Here is a 17,675-nt window from a genome sequence, read left to right as displayed (position 1 = left end):
GGTGTCGCATCGCGCGTCAGCCGGCGACGACCGCCCGGACGCGATGGGCGATCTCGGCTTCCTCGTCGGTGGGGACGACCAGGACCGGGGTCGGGCCCGTGCTGATGGTGGTCGACCGGTCCGGCCCGACGGCCGCGATGTTGGCGGCCTCGTCCAGTGACACGCCGAGGAACCCGAGCCGTTCGCACACCCGCCGGCGGATCAGGGCGCTGTGCTCGCCGATCCCGGCCGTGAACACCAGCGCATCCATGCCGCCGAGCACGGCGGCGAACGCGCCGACATAGCGGACGAGGCGGTGCACGGTGACGTCCAGCGCCAACTTGGCGGCCTCGTCCCCCTCCCCCGCCCGTTGTTCGATGGTGCGCATGTCGTTGTCCCCGGACAGGCCCTTCAGGCCGGACTGTCGCGTCAGCAGGTCCTCGACGGCCGAGCCCGACAGCCCGTCCTCCCGCATCAGGTGGAAGATGACGGCCGGGTCGACGTCGCCGGACCGGGTGCCCATCACCAACCCCTCCAGCGGAGCCATGCCCATGGACGTGTCGACGCAGACGCCACCGTCGATTGCGGCCGCCGACGCCCCGTTGCCCAGGTGCAGCGTCACGAGCTTGGTGTCGGCCAGCGGCTTGCCCAGGTGGTCCGCGGCAGCCCGGGACACCCATGCATGCGAGGTGCCGTGGAACCCGTACCGCCGGACCCCGTGCTCGGTGAACGTCCACTCCGGCAGGGCGTAGCGGTGCGCGGCGGGTGGGATGGTGGCGTGGAAGGCGGTGTCGAACACGGCGACCTGCGGCAGGTTGGGTCGCCGGGCCATCGAGGCGCGGATGCCCAGCAGGTTCGCCGGGTTGTGCAGCGGCGCCAGCGGCACGAGCGACTCGATGGTGGCGATGACGTCGTCGTCGATCAGCACCGGTTCGGTCAGCGTCGCACCGCCGTGCACGACCCGGTGGCCCACCGCCTCGACGGTGTCGTCCAGCCCGGCGTCGGTCAGGTCGGCGACGACCCGATCGATGGCGTCGGTGTGGTCGGCGACGCCCCCCTCCTCACCGATGCGTTCGACGATGCCGTCGACCAACGGGGTGTCGTCGTCGGCGAGCAGCCGGTACTTCAACGACGACGACCCCGCGTTGAGCACGAGGACCCGCATCAGACGCCCGCCCCCTGCTCCTGCTGCGTCCTGGCGGCGGCCGCGGCCTCCTGCTGTGCCTGGATGGCGGTGATGGCGACGGTGTTGACGATGTCGGGGATGGTGCAGCCGCGCGACAGGTCGTTCACCGGCTTGTTCAGGCCCTGGAGGACCGGTCCGACGGCGACCGCCCCCGCGGAGCGCTGGACCGCCTTGTAGGTGTTGTTGCCGGTGTTGAGGTCCGGGAAGATGAACACGGTGGCGTTGCCGGCGACCTGGCTGCCGGGCAGCTTCTTCTCGCCCACGCCGACGTCGACGGCGGCGTCGTACTGCATCGGCCCTTCCACCTGCAGGTCGGGCCGTCGCTGACGGACCAGCTCGGTGGCCTCGCGGACCGCCTTGACGTCGGTGCCCTGCCCCGACTCGCCCGTGGAGTACGACAGCATCGCGATCCGCGGGTACACCCCGAACGCGGCGGCGGTCTCGGCAGAGCTGATGGCGATGTCGGCCAGCTGCGAGGCGTCGGGGTTGGGGTTGATCGCGCAGTCGCCGTAGACCAGCACCCGGTCGGGCAGCAGCATGAAGAACACCGAGCTGACGATGGCCACGCCGGGCTTGGTGCGGACCACCTCCAGGGACGGACGGACGGTGTGCTGGGTGGTGTGCGCCGCCCCGGAGACCATGCCGTCGGCGTGGCCCAACAGCACCATCATCGTCCCGAAGTAGCTGACGTCCAGCAGCATCTCGAAGGCCAGGTCGGGGGTGGCGCCCTTGTGGGCGCGCAGCTCGGCGTACCGGTCGGCGAAGACCTTCCGCAACGGCGAGGTCGCGGGATCGATCACGTCGATGCCGGTCAGGTCGACCCCGAGCGTCGCCGCGCGCGTCTCCACGACCTTGGGGTTGCCGAGGAGGGTCAGGGTGGCCACCCCACGTCGCTGGAGGATCTCCGCGGCACGCAGGATCCGGTCGTCGGACGACTCGGGCAGGACGATGTGGCGGCGGTCCTGGCGGGCCCGTTCGATGATGTCGAACTCGAACATCAGCGGGGTGACGACGGTGGAGCGGGTCACCTCGATGCGGTTGGCCAGCACGTCGATGTCGACGTGGGCCTCGAAGGTGTCCAGCGCGGTGGCGATCTTGCGGGTCTGGCGGGGGCGAAGGACGGCCGGGACGGCGTTGACGTCGGTGGCGGTGCCGTAGGTGTCGTCGTCGACCGACAGCACCGGGCACGGGATGCTCGAGAATCCGTCGAGGAGGCGGACCAGCGAGTCCTCGGGCTGGTACCCGCCGGTCAGGACGACGGCGGCGACGTTGGGGAACGTGGTGGCCATCCGCGACCCGATCACGCCGAGGAGGACGTCGGCGCGGTCACCGGGGGTCAGTACGATGGCCCCGTCGACCAGGCGGTCCAGGACGTGGGGCAGGGTCATGGCGGCGATGGTGATCTTCGAGGCGACCCGGTCCATGGCCGCGTCGGTGTCACCGAGCAGGACCTTGGCGCCGATGCCGGTGGCGACCTCGCGGACCGTCGGCATCGACAGCGTGGGGACCTCGGGCACGACCCAGATGGGGTCGTCGTGCGAGACGGCGTCGGCGGCCTCCTGGATGGTGTCGAGGTCGTCGGGGTCGACCCGGTTCACCACGGTGGCCAGCAGCGTGCAGCCCTCGGCGGTGAGGGACTCGCGGGCGACGTGGGTGGCCTCGACGACGTCGTGGGCGGTCCGGCTGCGCCCGTTGACGATCGCCAGGACCGGGGCCCCGAGGTGGTTGGCCAGCTTGGCGTTGAACTCGAACTCCAGGGCCGTGGAGACGCCGGTGTAGTCGGTGCCGTCGCACAGCACGAACGGGGCCTTGTCGGCCAGCGCCCGGTAGGCCTCGAGGACTCCCTTGAACAGCTCGTCGGTCCGACCCTGGGCGAGCAGCCGCTCGACCTCGTCGACGGTGAAGGCGTAGCGCTCCTCGGGTTCGCCGGCCAGCTCGTAGCGCCCGTCCATCAGCGCCAGGCGGCTGTCGACGGGATCGGTGGACGGCACGACCGGTCGGAAGTAGCCGACCCGGTCCAGCCGGCGGGACAGCAGCTCCATCACACCCAGGGCGATGACGGACTTGCCGGACGCCGGTTCCAGCGAGGCGATGTACAGGTTGTTGGCCACGGAGTGGGGCTCCTCGGGGGCAGCGGTTCTGCCGTCCATCCTTGCAGGATGTGGCCGAGCTCAACCCAGCCCGAGGACGAGAGACAGGGCCAGGTCGACGCCCCACTGCTCCTGAGGGGTCAGGTGTCCGACAAGGTTCCCCAGCCGGGAAGGGTCGACGACCGACATCTGCTCGGCCAGGACCCGGGTGGGTTGACCGTCGATCTCGATCTCCGGTCTGAACGTCGCGGCTCGCGCTGAACGGGAGGTGGGTGCGACGAGGACGGTGGACAGCCGGTTCATGGCGTCGGACTGCACCACGACCCCGAACCGGCGGCCGGACTGCTCGTGCCCCGTTCCGCCACGGAGCCTCAGCTCGAACACGTCACCACGGGTCACGGAGGTCCTCCATCATCGCCGCCACACGGCGAGCCTCCGCGAGGTCCTCCGCGTCAGCGGCCAGCGCGGCGACCTCTTCCTCGAGTCGGCTGCGGTCCCGCAACTGCTGCGCAGCTGCCAGCAATCCGAGGCGAACGGCTTCGGTTCGACTCAGTCCCGTTGCCTCGAGCTCGGCAAGCGCGCGTTGCGCGTCCTCGTCGAGACGGGCCGAGATCGCCTTGGATTCCACCTCGACAACTGTACTACGAATCGTCATACATGGACGGTAGGGAGGATGGGGCGTTCCGGCAACCCGGTTGTCCACAGGCCACGGCCCCGGGCGCGTGCCCGGGGCCGTGGTTCGTTGCTGTCGGCTCAGGGGACCTCGGTGACCTCCACGTCGGCCACGGCCAGCTGTTCGCTGCCGTTGGCGTAGACGAGCTTGACCTTCACCAGGCAGGCGCCGGCCGGGTGGTCGGCGGGCACGTCAACCGAGATCGTCGTCGAGCCCGACACCGCACCACCGGTCACGAGCGCCTGCTCGCCGTCGCAGTCCAGCAGCGTCTCGTACCCGCTGGCGCTGTAGGTGCCCGACAGCTCGAACGGGACGGTCCCGCCCTGCGGGTAGCTGCCCTCGGGCTCGACGACGTCGGCCAGGTCGGGCAGGCCCAGCAGCGACCGGCTCTCGGTGCACCGCTCCGGCGCGATGCCGCAGACCAGCACGTACCCGTCGACGTCGTCCACGTCGACCGCGAAGGACGAGGGCGGGTCGAGGAACGCCGCGGTCTGGGGGACGATCTGGTCCTCCACACCCAGCACGACGGGGGCGCCGTGGATGGCGGAGTGGGCGGCACCGGCGAACCCGGCTGCCCATGCGTCGGGGGCGGTGCCGTCGAGCACCATCACCCGTTCGGCGTCCCGCTCGTCGGTGTAGCCACGCTGCCCGGCGATCTCCAGCGCCGTGTCGAACCGCGTGCCACCGGCGACACGGATGACCTCGATGCCCAGCGCACGGACGGCGTCCAGCACGGTCTCGTTGATCGCGGCCTCACCACCGACGACGTAGAGGGTTTCGATGGTCGACTGGTCCAGGTAGCTCGACGTCGAGGTCGACAGGACCTCGGTCTGGGTGAACAGCAGCGGCCAGCCCTCGTCGGCTGCCCACGCGCCGGCGGCGAGTGAGTCGGCGAACGCCTGGGTGTCGTCGCCACCCGCAGCCGGGAAGGCACGGGCGAGGATGCCGGTCGTCGCCGACGGGTACTCGATCCGTGCCGCCTCGATGGCGGTCTCCAGCCGGGACGGGCCGGCGTAGCGGACGACGGTGTAGCCGGCCGCGACCAGCTCGTCCTCCACGGACTGGTCGATCGCGGCGATGCCGCCGAGGATGCCGACCTCGGTCACGTCCAGCCGTTCCAGCTCGGCGACGACCTCCGGGTAGAGCTCATCGGTGGCGGTGAGCAGCAGCGGACGACCGTCGGCCACGGTGTTGCCCTGCAGCGCGCCGGAGGCCAACGCGTCGGCGAACCCGGCGTCGGTGGCCAGGAGCGCACGCCGTGGCCCGTCCTGGGCGAAGGTGGGCTCGCTGGTGTCGGGGAAGGTCGAGCGGGAGAACCGCAGGGCCACCTCGGCGTTCTCGTTGTTGCTGGGGCCGCCCTCGACGATGACGCGCAGGGTGTCGTTGACCCCGTCGCGCAGGTCGGCGACGTCGATCGCCGCACCGTCCAGGATCGTGCCGATGCCGGTGTCGCCGTCGGGGGCGATCATCGCGCCCACCGGGTTGGAGAGGACGACGGCGAACGTCTCGTCGGGTTCGGTGATCGTGTCGCCGTAGACCGTCACCTCGACGGTCGCGGTCGTGCTCCCGCTCGTGATGGTCGCCGTGCCGGACGCGGTCAGGTAGTCGACGCCCTCGATGGCGGAGCCGCCACCGGTGGCGTGTCCCTCACCCATGCCGGTGTCAGCGGTGGCCCAGTCGACGGTGACGTCGGAGGGGGCCATGGTGTCCAGGGTGATGGTGAAGGCGAAGGTGGTCTCGCCGCCGGTGCCCTCGGCCATCTCGACGTCGTCGATGGCGAGCTGCCCCAGGGCCTGCTCGGGGACGATGGCGACGATGTCGCTCTCGCCGTTGGTGTCGGGGGTCTCGGTGAGGTCGGTGGCCGTGGTGGCCCATGCCGCCCAGTCACCGCTGGAGGCGATGACCGGTTGCCGGGAGCTGGCGCCGCCGGGAGCGGACCCGTCGGGAACGGCGGACAGGAGCGTGACGTCGCTGCCGTCGAACGCCCAGATCTGCTGGACGTTGGCGATCGCCGGGTTGACCAGGTCGGTGGCCTCGGAGCTGTAGATCACGTCACCGTTGGAGGCGATGCCGAGTCCGACGGCCAGGCCGGGCGCGCCGGAGTCGTCGTTGCCGCCGTCGGTGCCGGCGGCGTTGGGGGACGCCAGGAGGATGTCACCGGATCCGACGTCGTAGCGGACGACGTCCCAGCTGGCGCCGGTCGCCTTGACCGGACCGGTGGTGACCAGGTCGGTGGCGAGGGTCAGGAAGGCCACGTGGCTGCCGGAACCGGCCACGACGGCCTTGAAGGACTGGTTGTTGCCGGCGTCGCCGCCTGCCTCGGAGGAGATGCGGGTCCACGTGGGCACCTGGCCCGGCGGGACCTCGGCCAGGATGACGTCCAGGCCGCCGTTGCCGTCGGTGCCGCCGCCGATGTCGGTGGCCTCGGTCTCGTAGGACACCCAGCGACCGTCGTCGGAGATCGTCGCGCGGGACGCGAAGCCGTTGCCGGTTCCGCTCAGCGCGTTGTTGAGCGACAGGTAGGTCGACAGGGCCGGCAGGTTGCCGCCGTTGACACCGTCGATCCGGTAGTAGCCGATGTCGGAGGTGCCGTTGGCATCGCCGCCCGCCCCGATGTTGGTGGCGGCCGTGGTGTAGACGACGAACTGGCCGTCACCGGAGAGGTCGGCGTTCTGCGAACTGCCGTTTCCGGGCACGACGCTGTTCGGGTTGAAGGCGTTGGGGCGGGACACGATCTCGGTGGTGTCGGCCATCCGGTCCCAGCGGAAGACCTGGGAGTCCCCGGAGGCCTGCATGTTGTCGATCAGGTCGTCACAGGCGGACTGGTAGGCGACGACGCTGCCGTCGTTGGCGATGTCTGCCCCCAACGACTGGCCCTGGTCGCAGGTCTGTGCCGTGTCGTCGTGGGCGTGGGAGACCAGGGTGTTGGTGCCGCTGGCGACGGAGTAGAGGTAGACGTCGCGTTCGTTGTTGGTGTCGGTGACGCCGGCGACGAGGTTGGTCGCGAACGTGTCGTAGACGACGTAGCGGCCGTCGGCAGAGACCCGCGGGTTGCCCGATGACCCACCGGCGGCCGAGGTCAGCGGCGACCCGGCGGCGTGGGAGACCAGCGTGGTGGTGCCCATGGCGGTGTCGCGCAGGTACACGTCGCCGAGGTTGGCGCCGTTGCCGTCGACGAAGCCGTCGACGAGGTCGGTGGCGCGGGAGGTGAAAGCGACGTAGCGGCCGTCGTCGGAGATCGATGGCGGCCCGGTGGACTGGTCGTCGCCGGAGTCGTCACCATCGGCGTTGGTGCTGATGAGCTCGGCAGGACCGGTCGGGACGGCGGCGGCAGGGCCGGCGGCGGCGAGCAACGACGCGACGAGCGCCAGCAGGGCCAGCAGCACCGGGCCAGCGCCGACTCGCGACAGGCGGACAGGACTCGAAAAGGGCATGTCAACTCCTTGCCAGGGCGCGATCCCCTCATAGGTTCGCGCTGTACGGACGGGGCAGAACCCGGTCCGGGCTGGGAGTGTTTCACGGTCGGGCAGGAACCAGCGAGCCGTAATGGGTTCGTACGGGTGTGGACGTGCCGGTCCCGGGAAGCCTGCCGCGGACAGCACACCACCCCCCACCCGCCATCAATCCGAGAAAGCGTTGGTCAGGTAGTCGGTTGCGAACGGGGGCAGCACCTCGAGGATCTTCTCGACGATGCGGTTGGCCAATGACTGGACTTGCGCCGCTGGAAGTCGAGAGGCGAGGCCGAAGGTGGCGAGCGTGACAAGGGCCGTGCTGATGGCAACCGCACCGAGGTCGCACGAGCCGTCGAGGATGACCGCGGTGATGCAGTTGCTGGCGATGGCAATGACGATCGTCAATGCAAGGACCACCACGATCGCGGCGCCCACAGCGGCGGACAGCGATGCCCCGAAGCCGAAGCTGGCCAGGAGACCCGCCCCCACTACGAAGACGAACGTTGACCCGGCCAGGATGGCCGCGAGCTCGATGGTGAGGAGTGTGGAGACGGCGGCGAGGCTACCCGCCACGACTGCTCGTTTCGCCAGCTGGATGCCCTTGATGCCGGCCGGGGCGAACAGGGCAGCGGAGACCGCGGTGGCGATGCCCGCGACCACTGCCGTCCCGATCGCTCCTTGGGTGAAGCGTCCGGTCGGGTCCGTTCCCGTCAGCGGGTTGGCCTCGGCGTACAGGTAGGGATGGCGGCTGTCGGGTGCGGTCAGCGTGCCGACGTCGGGGTCGACGGAGGTGAATCGGCCGGCCGCCGGGTCGTACTGGCGGGCGCGGAGGTGGACGAGGCCGGTCGATGCGGACTGCCGCTCGCCGGTGAACCGGTGACGCACGTCGGCCGGGAGGGTGTCCTGCAACGGTTCACCGAACGCTGACCACCGCGCTTCACCCACGACGGCGCCGGCCTGATCGGTCAGCAGCCTGGTGCTGCCGAGCTCGTCAGCGTGGACGAAGGAGACGGTGCCCGCGACGGACTGGACCTCCAGGCCGTGGGCGCTGTGGGTGTACGTGGCGAGGACGGTCCCGTCTTGGTGCTCGGCCACGACCTCGGGCACGCCGGTCGGGGCGAACGGGTCGACCAGCAAGGTGCGGTTGCCCTCGCCGACCCGGTTGCCCAACGCGTCGAGGGCGTGGGTGGTGCTGGTGCCGGAGACGCTCCGACTGTTGGTCAGGAGGCCTCGACGGTCGTACCCGAGCAGCTGGGTGCCGGCCGCCTCGCTGCGGGACAGCTGCCTACCGGCCGTGTCGTAGGTCCAGGACGTGCCATCGTCTCGGGTCACGAGGCGGTCGTCGTCGTCGTAGGTCCACGTGGTCGTGCCCCCGGCGTCCGTGCTGGCGATCCGGTTGGAGACCGCGTCGTAGACGTATCCCGCAGCCAGGATCGTCGAGGCGTCGCTCCGACGGTGGTCCTCGCTGATCACCCGGTCCAGCGCGTCGTAGGTGTAGCTGGACACTGCGCCGTCGGCTTCGGTGATCGACGTCGGATTGCCAGCGGCGTCACGGGCATAGGCCATCGAACCGAGCACGGTGCCACCGCGCTCGTGGACGATCGAGGTCGTCCGGTGACGCGCGTCGTAGGTGTAGCTCGTCGTGGTGCCGTTGGACCGGTCGGTGGTCTGGCGGCGGCCGGCGGCGTCGTACACCAGCGCCACCAAGGCCCCGTCGGGGGCCTGCACGGACGCCATCCGGCTGGCGGCGTCATAGGTGTAGGTGGTGGTCAGGGCAGGCCCACCTGGGACGGGGCGGGCCTGCATGCTGGTCCGGTTGCCAGCCGCGTCGTAGGCGTAGTCCAGCGTCGAACCGTTCGCGTTGGCCACCTGCATCGGTCGGCCAGCAGGGTCGTAGGCGAGCGCGACCGTTCCGCTCGGGTCGGTGATGCTCGTTTGTTGACCTGTCGCGGAGTAGGTCACGGCGAGGACCGGGTCACCGCCGACGGTTTCCTGGACGGGGCGACCCAGCGGGTCGAGGTCGATGAGCGTTTGCACACCGTTCCGGTCGATCCGGCTGACCACGTTGCCGGCCGCGTCGTAGCCGACGTGCTCGGTCGAGCCCAACGGGAACGTGGTGGTGACCAAACGCCCTGCTGCGTCATGGGCGTAGCGGGTGGTCCGCCCCTCGGCGTCGGTGATCGAGGTCTGGTTGCCGGCCGCGTCGTAGGTTGCGGTTGTCACACCTCCTGCGGCGTCGGTCACGGCCACCAGCTGGCCGGCCCGATCATGGGTGAACGCGGTCGTGCCCGATGCATCGGTGATGGAGGCCTCGTTGCCCAGGGCATCGTAGGTGCGGTCGATGATGGTGCCGTCGGCATGGGTGGTCCGGACCAGCCGATCCAGCGCGTCGTAGGCAAACCCGGTGGTCGCCCCCAGCGGGTCGGTGCGGGTCAGCAGGTTCCCGGCCGCGTCGTAGGTGAACGACGTCGTGGCCCCCAGCGGGTCGGTCTCGGTGAGGACGTTCCCAACGGCGTCGTAGGTGAACGACGTCGTGGCCCCCAGCGGGTCGGTCTCGGTGAGGACGTTCCCAACGGCGTCGTAGGTGAACGACGTCGTGGCCCCCAGCGGGTCGGTCTCGGAGAGCACGTTCCCGAGGCTGTCGTAGGTCATCGAGGTCGTCGTGCCATCGGGCTGGGTCACCGACCGCAGGTTGCCGTCGAGGTCGAAGGTGTTGACCACGGTGGAGCCGTCCGGCAGGCCCACGCTGATCGGGTTGCCGGCCGCGTCTCGGGTGGTGTGAACGACTGCGCCGTTGGCGTCGGTGACCGTGTCGACCTCGTCGGTCAGCCCGACGTCCAGCAGCGTAGTGGCGCCGAGGGGGTCGGTGATGCTCGACACCTGTCCACGCCCATCGCTGGTCAACGACGTGACGTTGCCCGCCGGATCGATCATCTCCTCCAGTCGACCTCCGTCGCTGTAGGACAACGACCGCGTTCGCCCGATCGGGTCGACCTCCCGGGTGATCAGCCCCGCATCGCTGCGACTGAACACCGTCGTGGCACCGCCGATGGTCTCGGTGATCGGCTCACCCGCGGAGTTGTAGCTGCGCGCAACCGTCGACCCGTCGGGGCGGGTGACGCCCAACCGGTTGCCCGCGGAGTCGTAGGTGAAGGTGGTGGTCCGGCCCAGCGGATCGGTTTCGGTCAGCGGATTGCCGGCGGTATCGAAGGAGTGAGTGGTCGTGTTGCCCAGCGGATCGGTCTCGGTCAGGACGTTGCCGGACGCGTCGAAGGTACGGGTGGTGGTGTTGCCCAGCGGATCGGTCGTCGACGTCTGGTTGCCGTCGGCGTCGTAGGTGTTCGTGGTCACGCCGCCCAGCGGGTCGGTCACCTGCAGGATGTTGCCTCGGTCGTCGTAGTCGTAGACGATCGAGTCACCGTCGATGTCAGTGACGACTTCCCGCTTGGCGCCGATGTCCCGGGACAGCTCGAGGCGGTTGCCGGCCCGGTCGGTGATGGCGGTCAGCCGACCATCGGCGTCGTACTCACGGCGGTCGATCGTCCTGCCGAGCGGATCGATGACCTCGACAAGGTCGTGGCTGCCCGTGTAGCGGTAGGTGGTGCGGTTGCCCTCGGGGTCGGTGTGGGCGACCAGGTCGCCGGTGGCGTCGTAGGCGTAGGTCTGGCGGTTGCCGTCGGGGTCGACGATCGCGGTGATGCGGTCCAGCGCGTCGCGCTCGAACACCACCGAGCGGCCGCCGGAGTGGGTGATCCCACCCGCCCCCACGGTGATGCGGTTGCCGTTGGGGTCGGTGATCGAGCGGATCTCGCCGACGGCGTCGATCACGAACACGGTCCCGTCGCCGGTGGTGTAGCGGAAGCCCGCCGGGTCGTAGGTTGCCAGGGTCGTGTCGTCGGCGAGCTCCGCCTCCTGTCCCAGACTGCCGAGCACGATGACGTTGCGGTTGCCGAGCGGCTCGAGCCGCCCGCGGGTGCCCGGCAGCGGGACGTACCCCATCGTCACGAACGTCGGGGGGACGAACGCGGTGGCCGCCGGGGTGGTGGTCGCCTCGAACTGCTCGGTACGCCCGTCGGGCAGCACGATCGTGATCGTGTGCGGCCTGGTCGGCTGCAGGCGATAGCTGAACCCGCCGCCGGTGATCGCCCACCCGAGCCCCTGGGTGCCCGTGCTGGTCACGTGCAGGTTGGACAGCCCGAGCCGCCAGCCGTGACCGAAGTCGCCGAGCCCGTCGTCGCGGGTGTCGTACTGCCGGGTGACCTCCAGCGGAAGGCCGGCCATGGGCACCGTCAGGTCGGTGATGGACAGGCTGAACGTGCCGACCTTCAGCTGTCCGTCGATGGTGATCGGCCGGCGGGCGGTGGAGGTGTTGCCGGTGACGTCGACGACGGTCAGCAACAGCTCGTGGCTGCCGTTGATCAGCATCGTCGGGTCGAGGGTGGCCAGCACGTCGTCGGTGACCGGGATGGTGCCGGTCGCCAGCTGGCTGACCACCTCCGTGCCGTCAACCAGGTCCAGGGTCCACCGCAGCAGCTCGGCATCGCTGGCGGTCCCGACCACATCCACCGGATCGGTCACCGTCTCCCCCGCGGTCGGGGTGGTGATACCCGCGGTCGGTGGGGTGCGATCAGCCGGCGCGGGGACGCGGACGGTCACGGTGACGGTCGCCTGCTGGCCGTCGTGGTCGAAGGTGATGATGGACGTCCCGGCCGCCTGACCGCGGACGACGCCGGCGGCGTCGACGGTGGCCGCTGCGGGGGTGCCGCTGGACCACGCGCCGATCACCGTCACGTCGCGGGAGGTCCCGTCGCTGTAGCTGGCCCGTCCCCGGAGCGGGAAGGTCTCGCCGACCCGGATCACCGGATCGCCCGGGGTGATGGCCAGCCCGTCGAGGGTCGGTGGCTGCCCGTCGTAGCCGTCGCAGTCGCTGTCGATGCCGTCGCCGTCGACCTCGGTGGCACCCGGGTACACCGTGTCGTCGGTGTCGTCGCAGTCACCTTCGTTGGGGGTGACGCCGTCGCCGTCGTCGTCCTCGTCACCTGGAGCTGGGCCCAGGCTGACGGTCAGGTCGATGCGGTCGTCGGGGGCGGCGACGCTGCCGCCCGGCGGCTGCTGGGTGATGACCTGCCCAACGGGGACGTCGCGATCGTGCACCTGGGTGACCTGTCCGACCCGCAGGTCGGCCCCGGTGATCGACGCCTCGGCGTCGGCCCGGTCCTGGCCGACGACGTCGGGCACGTCGACCGGCCGAACGACGGTGATGGTGTGGAACCGGAACGTCCGCCGGCCGGTGGAGTCCACCACCTCGAAGACGTAGATGTGGGTGCCCTCGTCGGCGCTGTCGGGTGTCCAGCTGATCAGCCCCGTCCCCGGGTCGACCGCCGGACCGTCGTAGACGCCGCTGACGACGCTGACCTCGAAGGCCCCGGTGTTGTTGTACCAACCGAATCCGTCGCTGGTCCCGAGGTACAGGCGGGTGGCGCCGGCGGGCACGATGACGTCCTGCGGTGTTCCGTCATCGGTTCGGCCGTCGCCGATGAAGAAGATCTGCTCGACCTCGGGGGCGATCACCGTCTGGTTGCGCGACTCGGGCGTGGAGAAGTCCAGGCCCGCAGGCGGGGTGGCTGGGTCGGCGGGGATGTCGCTGCCGAGGAACACGCCGACCAGCGAGTTCAGCGGCAGGGTGTAGCCGGCGATCCCCAGCTCCTCACCACGCGAGACGCTGCTGGCACCGTCCGGGCCGGGGCCGGACGCGCCGCCCGCGTGGCTGGAGAAGCCGGACGCGTCGAACCGGATCGCCTCTCCGGGCACAGGAGTGATCGCCTGCACCCACACCGGCGACTGGTCGGGGGCGACGTCCCCGCCGCTGGCGGTGGTGCCGTCGGGTTGGGCGGACAGGAACGGGTTGGAGTGTCCGGGCACGACCACCTGCACGCCGGCATCGTCCACGCCGTAGGTCAGCGTGTCGTCGGGGTCGGGGTCGGTGGCGCAGATCCGCGACTCGTAGGGGAACCCGATCACCGCGATCGGAGCGGGGGTGCAGGTGAAGACGGGATCGTTCTCCGGCGGGACGATGTCGACGAAGACCGTGGCCGTGTCGCCGGCGGCGCCGTCGTCGGCCACATAGCTGAACCTGTCCAGACGTGAGGCCTCGAGGGGCAGGAAGGCGTTCTGGCGGAAGTTGTTCAGCCCCGGTGTCAGCCAGTTGACGTCCTCGACCCGCGGGATCCGCCCATCCGCCTCGATGTTGGTGACGTGGTAGGTGTGTTGGTTCCAGATCGGCCTGGCCCGTACCCAGTTGTCGGCGGGGCCACCGAAGGTGTAGAGGCCGGTGGGTTGGACGCTTCCGTCGGCCAGCGTCACCGGCTTGTCGGATCCGACGACGATCTCCGCTTGACCGTCGCCATCGATGTCGGCCACCACCGGGTACTCCATGAGGGTGAAGGAGCCCATCGGCACCTGGGCGAGCACGTCCCCGGTCGGCCCATCGAAGACCCACAGGTGGTCCTCGTCGCGGTAGACCACCTCGGGAGAGCCGTCGTCGAGGAAGTCGAAGACCGTCGAACCGGTGAAGTTGGAGCTGGGGTCCGTGGTCGGGGCATCCCAGCGGGAGGTGAGGTCGGCCTCGAAGACCTCGTAGCGGGTGCTGCCGGCGATGCCGATCTCAGGCGACCCGTCGCCGTCGAAGTCCGCGATCGTCGGTGGGCCCCCGCGGGTCGGTCCGGAGTCAGCGGGGCGGCGAAGGTCGATCGGACCGACCGCGATGTCGGTGGTGTGCTCCAGGATCCACACCTGGCCGTTGCGGACCTGGACGATCTCGGCGAACGGGTCGCCGTCGAGGTTCCCCACCGCGGTGAAGCCGCCCTCGACGCCGGCGTTGACGGCGTCGAGGGTTCCGGTCGGTCCGTACACCCGGCCGCCGTGGACGATCTCCGGCCTGCCGTCCAGGTCGATGTCGGCGACGATGGGTGCGCAGTAGACATGGTTGGAGTTCTCCACCGAGCAGTGCCTGGCCGGCACGTCGTTGGTCCTCCAGAGCTCCGACAGGCCGCCGCCGCGCAGCTCCAGCGCCGCGATCTGGCTGTCCGCCGGCACGATGACCTCCGGGACACCGTCGGCTTGGAGGTCGGCGACGGAGAACTTCCCCAACTGGGTCGCGGGGAACATGTCGAGGCGCGCTTCGACGTCGCCCGCGTGGTCCAGGACCACGACCTCGGCGTAGTTGCGGTCGCTGACGCCGGCCACGATGACCTCCAACGTGCCGTCGGCGTCGAGGTCCGCCAGCGTCGGCGGTGAGGAGGTCCGGTAGTCCGTTGGCGTGGTCCAGACCGTCGAGCCATCGGCGCCGTCGAGCACGAGTACGCGGGCGGGCTCCCGCGGCTGGAACGTTTGATCCCGGATCAGCGCGACGACCTCGGGCACGCCGTCACCGTCGAGGTCCCCCACGACGGGCATGTTCGCCGCCGCCCCCTCGACCCGGGGGAACGGGGTCGTCGGGTCGTCGTCGGTCCACGCCCACTCCAGTGTCGGCGCGAGCTCCAGGACCGGCCCATCGCCCAGGACGATCATCTCGCCCAAGCCGTTCCACTTGTTGCTGCTCGTGTTGTTGCTGTCGCCTCGGGTCGCGTCGAAGCGGACGACCCTGACGTCGGCGACGGGCGCACCCGCGAGCCCCTCGACATCGAGGTCCAGGTCGAAGACCTCCCCCACGGCGTCCAGCTCGACCTCACCGCTGGTCCACAGAACGGTGTTGCTGGCGTCCTTCAGCGTGAAGATGCCTGCCTCGAAGTCGTAGTGGCTGGCGGCGTGCTGACGGCTTCCCCGGTACTGGATCTCCCGGACGGTGACCGGTTCCGGGAAGCTGATCTCGACCCAGGCCGATTCCGACTGGTTGAGGACCCGCCATGACGTGCCCAGGAAGCCGTCGATGATCCGGTCGGCGCTGTCAGCGGGATGCTGTCCACTCGCGGTGACCGAGGGGTTGGTCAGCCGTGTCAGGTCGACGTCGTCGACGATCACGTCGACGCCCATCGGTGGTGGGGCCGGGGTGTAGGTGAACGACCCGTCGGCGTTCACCTCTGCCGTGCCGTTCTGCGGCGCGGTGACCAGCGCGGCCGTCAGGTCGTCGTCCTCGGGGTCGCTGTCGTTGGTCAGCACCCCCTCGCTCGCGGGGACGTCGAGCACGCTGCCGACCTCGACGACGTGGACGTCGTCGGTCGCCTCCGGTGGGCGGTTCGGCACCGTCACGTCGAGGGTGAAGGACTGGGTGTCGATGCCGCCGCGGCCGTCCTCGACGCGGACCACGAAGTCGGTCGGACCGGCGTCGTCGTCGGTGGGGTCCCAGGTGATCAGGCCGGTGCTGGGCGAGATGGTCGCAGCCGGGCTGCCGTCTGGTTCCAGCGGGCCGGCCTGCAGGACGAACGTCAGCGTGTCGCCGTCGGGGTCGGTCGCCGCAGCATCGTAGGTCCAGGGGCTGCCGGTCGTGTGGGTCGTCGTGGGGGTGGAGGTGATGGTCGGCGGGTCGTTGACGGTGCCGGTGGTGAGGGTGACGTCGACCGGTGTGCCCGGCAGGGCCTGCCGGCCGGCGAGTGGCAGCTGGTGGTTGACCTCGCCGACCGCGAAGTCGTCGGACTGGCCCTGCCCGATGTCCCCGACGTCGAACCCGGCGTCGGTGATCCGTGCGCGGGCGCCGTCCTCGTCCAGGCCGACCACGTCGGGGATGACGCCGAGCTCCGGGCCGAGCGACACGAGGATCTCCACGGGCGTGCCGCGTTCGACCTCGGTGCCGGCCGGGGGGGTCTGCTCCAGGACGGTCCCGGCGGGTGTGGCGTCGTGGCGTGATCCGCCCGACGCGGGCGTCAGCGACGTGGCGGTGATGCGGCTCATGGCCTCGCCCTGCTGCAGGCCGACCACTGCAGGCACGATGACGCCACCGGGCGGTGGCTCGGTCTCGGTGGGCGTCGGCGTCGGTGTGGGGGTGGGGGTGGGGGTCGGCGTCGGTGTGGGGGTGGGCGTCGGGGTGGGCGTCGGCGTCGGTGTGACGGTCGGGTTCGGTATTGGCCCGCCGGTGGGGGTCTCGGTCGGCTCGACCGTTGGCGTCTCGGTCGGGGTGGGTTCGGGCTCGGGCTCCTCCCCCAGCGGTGCGCAGTTGATCAGGCGGGCGACCGCTTCCTCCACCACCGGCGAGACCGCCGCCTCGAGGCCGAGGACGGTGGCGCGCTCGATGTCCTCGCAGTACTGCTGCAGGAACGCCGTCACCTCGGGCGCGGCCGGCTCGAACCGTGCCGGGGTCGGCGTGCCACCCTGGAACCCGTCGACGAGGTTGGACGGGACCAGCAGCACTGGCGCCCCGATCAGCTCGGTCAGTCCGCCGGCCACGAGGCTGTCGGGGAACGTCGACCCGGTGACCACGAGGACCTGGCGGGGCGGACCGACCCGCTCGATGACCATCTCGGCGAGGTTGACCGAGGTCTCCGCTCGGTTGCGCCCCTGGACGCGATCGAGGTCGTCGACCAGCCCGTGGACGGCGGTGGCGACGTCGGTGGAGATGGCCGCCGTCCCGCCGACGAGCAGGGCGGTGTCGGACACCTCCCCCAGGACCGCCGCGGTGGGTGCCGGCAGGACGTCGCGTTCGGTCAGGACGGTGGGTCGGCGGTCGGCCAGCATCCCGAGCGTCGCCGCGGTCAACGCGTCGGCAAACCCGTCGTCGGGGGTGTCGCCCCGTCCCCGCGCTAGGGTCGCGCTGGCCAGCGAGTACCGCTCGGCCATCCAGCGCGCGACCGCCTCGGCGGTGGCGAAGCGTTCGGGTCCGCTGATGCGCTCGACCTGCAGGCCGTCCGCGCGCATGCCCTCGACGACGGTGTCACTGACCGCCGCGTCCCCACCGACGACGAGGACGGTGTCGACCCCCAGGCGGACGAGCTCGTCCCTGACGGACTGCGGCAACACCTCGCTCGGCGTAAGGAGGATCGGGCCGCGGACGGCACGGGCGAGGGGGCCTGCGGCCAGCGCGTCGGGGTAGCGGATGGCGGTGGCCAGCACGGCGGTGTCGGTCCGGTCGTAGAACCGCTGCGAGGCCGCGACCGCGGTGGCCACCCGGTCGGTACCCCCGACCCGTTCGACGGGGTCGCCCGCGGGTGCCTGCGCCCACGCAGGCGGCACGATCGCTGGCAGCAGAGCCATGACCACTGCCACCACCGCCGCGAGGGCGATCGTGTTCGTCGTTCGAACCGGCGTCATTCCGCTACTCCAGTCGCGCGAGGTGCACGACATGGTGGCCACACCCCGCTAACGGA

Annotated in this window: 6 protein-coding genes; all 6 read right to left on the bottom strand. The window is 70.6% G+C overall.

Translation table 11 applies throughout. The features are described from left to right. Positions 1-16: 16 nt before the first annotated feature. Positions 17-1,144: an acetate/propionate family kinase gene (locus tag DVS28_RS01540; RefSeq protein WP_114589885.1), complete on the bottom strand. Its 1,128-nt coding sequence runs from the start codon at positions 1,142-1,144 to the stop codon at positions 17-19. Continuing rightward, a complete protein-coding gene (gene pta / locus DVS28_RS01535; RefSeq protein ID WP_174236189.1) occupies positions 1,144-3,315 on the bottom strand; it encodes a phosphate acetyltransferase in 2,172 nt (723 codons plus the stop codon). Before pta ends, DVS28_RS01540 begins: the two co-directional genes overlap by 1 nt. A 21-nt stretch (positions 3,316-3,336) precedes the next feature. Continuing rightward, positions 3,337-3,654 carry a type II toxin-antitoxin system PemK/MazF family toxin gene (locus DVS28_RS01530; protein WP_114589884.1) on the bottom strand — a complete coding sequence of 106 codons (318 nt, stop codon included), beginning with the start codon at positions 3,652-3,654 and terminating at the stop codon, positions 3,337-3,339. Beyond that, positions 3,641-3,883, bottom strand: a complete 243-nt coding sequence (locus DVS28_RS01525) for a hypothetical protein (protein ID WP_114589883.1) — start codon at positions 3,881-3,883, stop codon at positions 3,641-3,643. Before DVS28_RS01525 ends, DVS28_RS01530 begins: the two co-directional genes overlap by 14 nt. Positions 3,884-4,008: 125 nt before the next feature. After that, positions 4,009-7,362: a cell wall-binding repeat-containing protein gene (locus tag DVS28_RS01520; RefSeq protein ID WP_164709795.1), complete on the bottom strand. Its 3,354-nt coding sequence runs from the start codon at positions 7,360-7,362 to the stop codon at positions 4,009-4,011. A gap of 186 nt (positions 7,363-7,548) precedes the next feature. Then, on the bottom strand, positions 7,549-17,562 hold the full coding sequence (locus DVS28_RS01515; RefSeq protein ID WP_164709794.1) for a cell wall-binding repeat-containing protein: 10,014 nt from the start codon (positions 17,560-17,562) through the stop codon (positions 7,549-7,551). Between the last annotated feature and the right edge of the window lie 113 nt (positions 17,563-17,675).

The organism is Euzebya pacifica, from assembly GCF_003344865.1.
In the GTDB taxonomy this organism is placed as follows: Bacteria; Actinomycetota; Nitriliruptoria; order Euzebyales; family Euzebyaceae; genus Euzebya; species Euzebya pacifica.
The sequence above is the reverse complement of the archived record's forward strand: the minus strand, read 5'-3'. Positions and strand labels throughout refer to the sequence as shown.

Excerpts from the sequence above, each read along its gene's own strand:
- pta (WP_174236189.1), bottom strand. The coding sequence starts at position 3,315 with ATGGACGGCAGAACCGCTGCCCCCGAGGAGCCCCACTCCGTGGCCAAC.
- DVS28_RS01515 (WP_164709794.1), bottom strand. The coding sequence starts at position 17,562 with ATGGCTCTGCTGCCAGCGATCGTGCCGCCTGCGTGGGCGCAGGCACCC.
- DVS28_RS01540 (WP_114589885.1), bottom strand. The coding sequence starts at position 1,144 with ATGCGGGTCCTCGTGCTCAACGCGGGGTCGTCGTCGTTGAAGTACCGG.
- DVS28_RS01520 (WP_164709795.1), bottom strand. The coding sequence starts at position 7,362 with ATGCCCTTTTCGAGTCCTGTCCGCCTGTCGCGAGTCGGCGCTGGCCCG.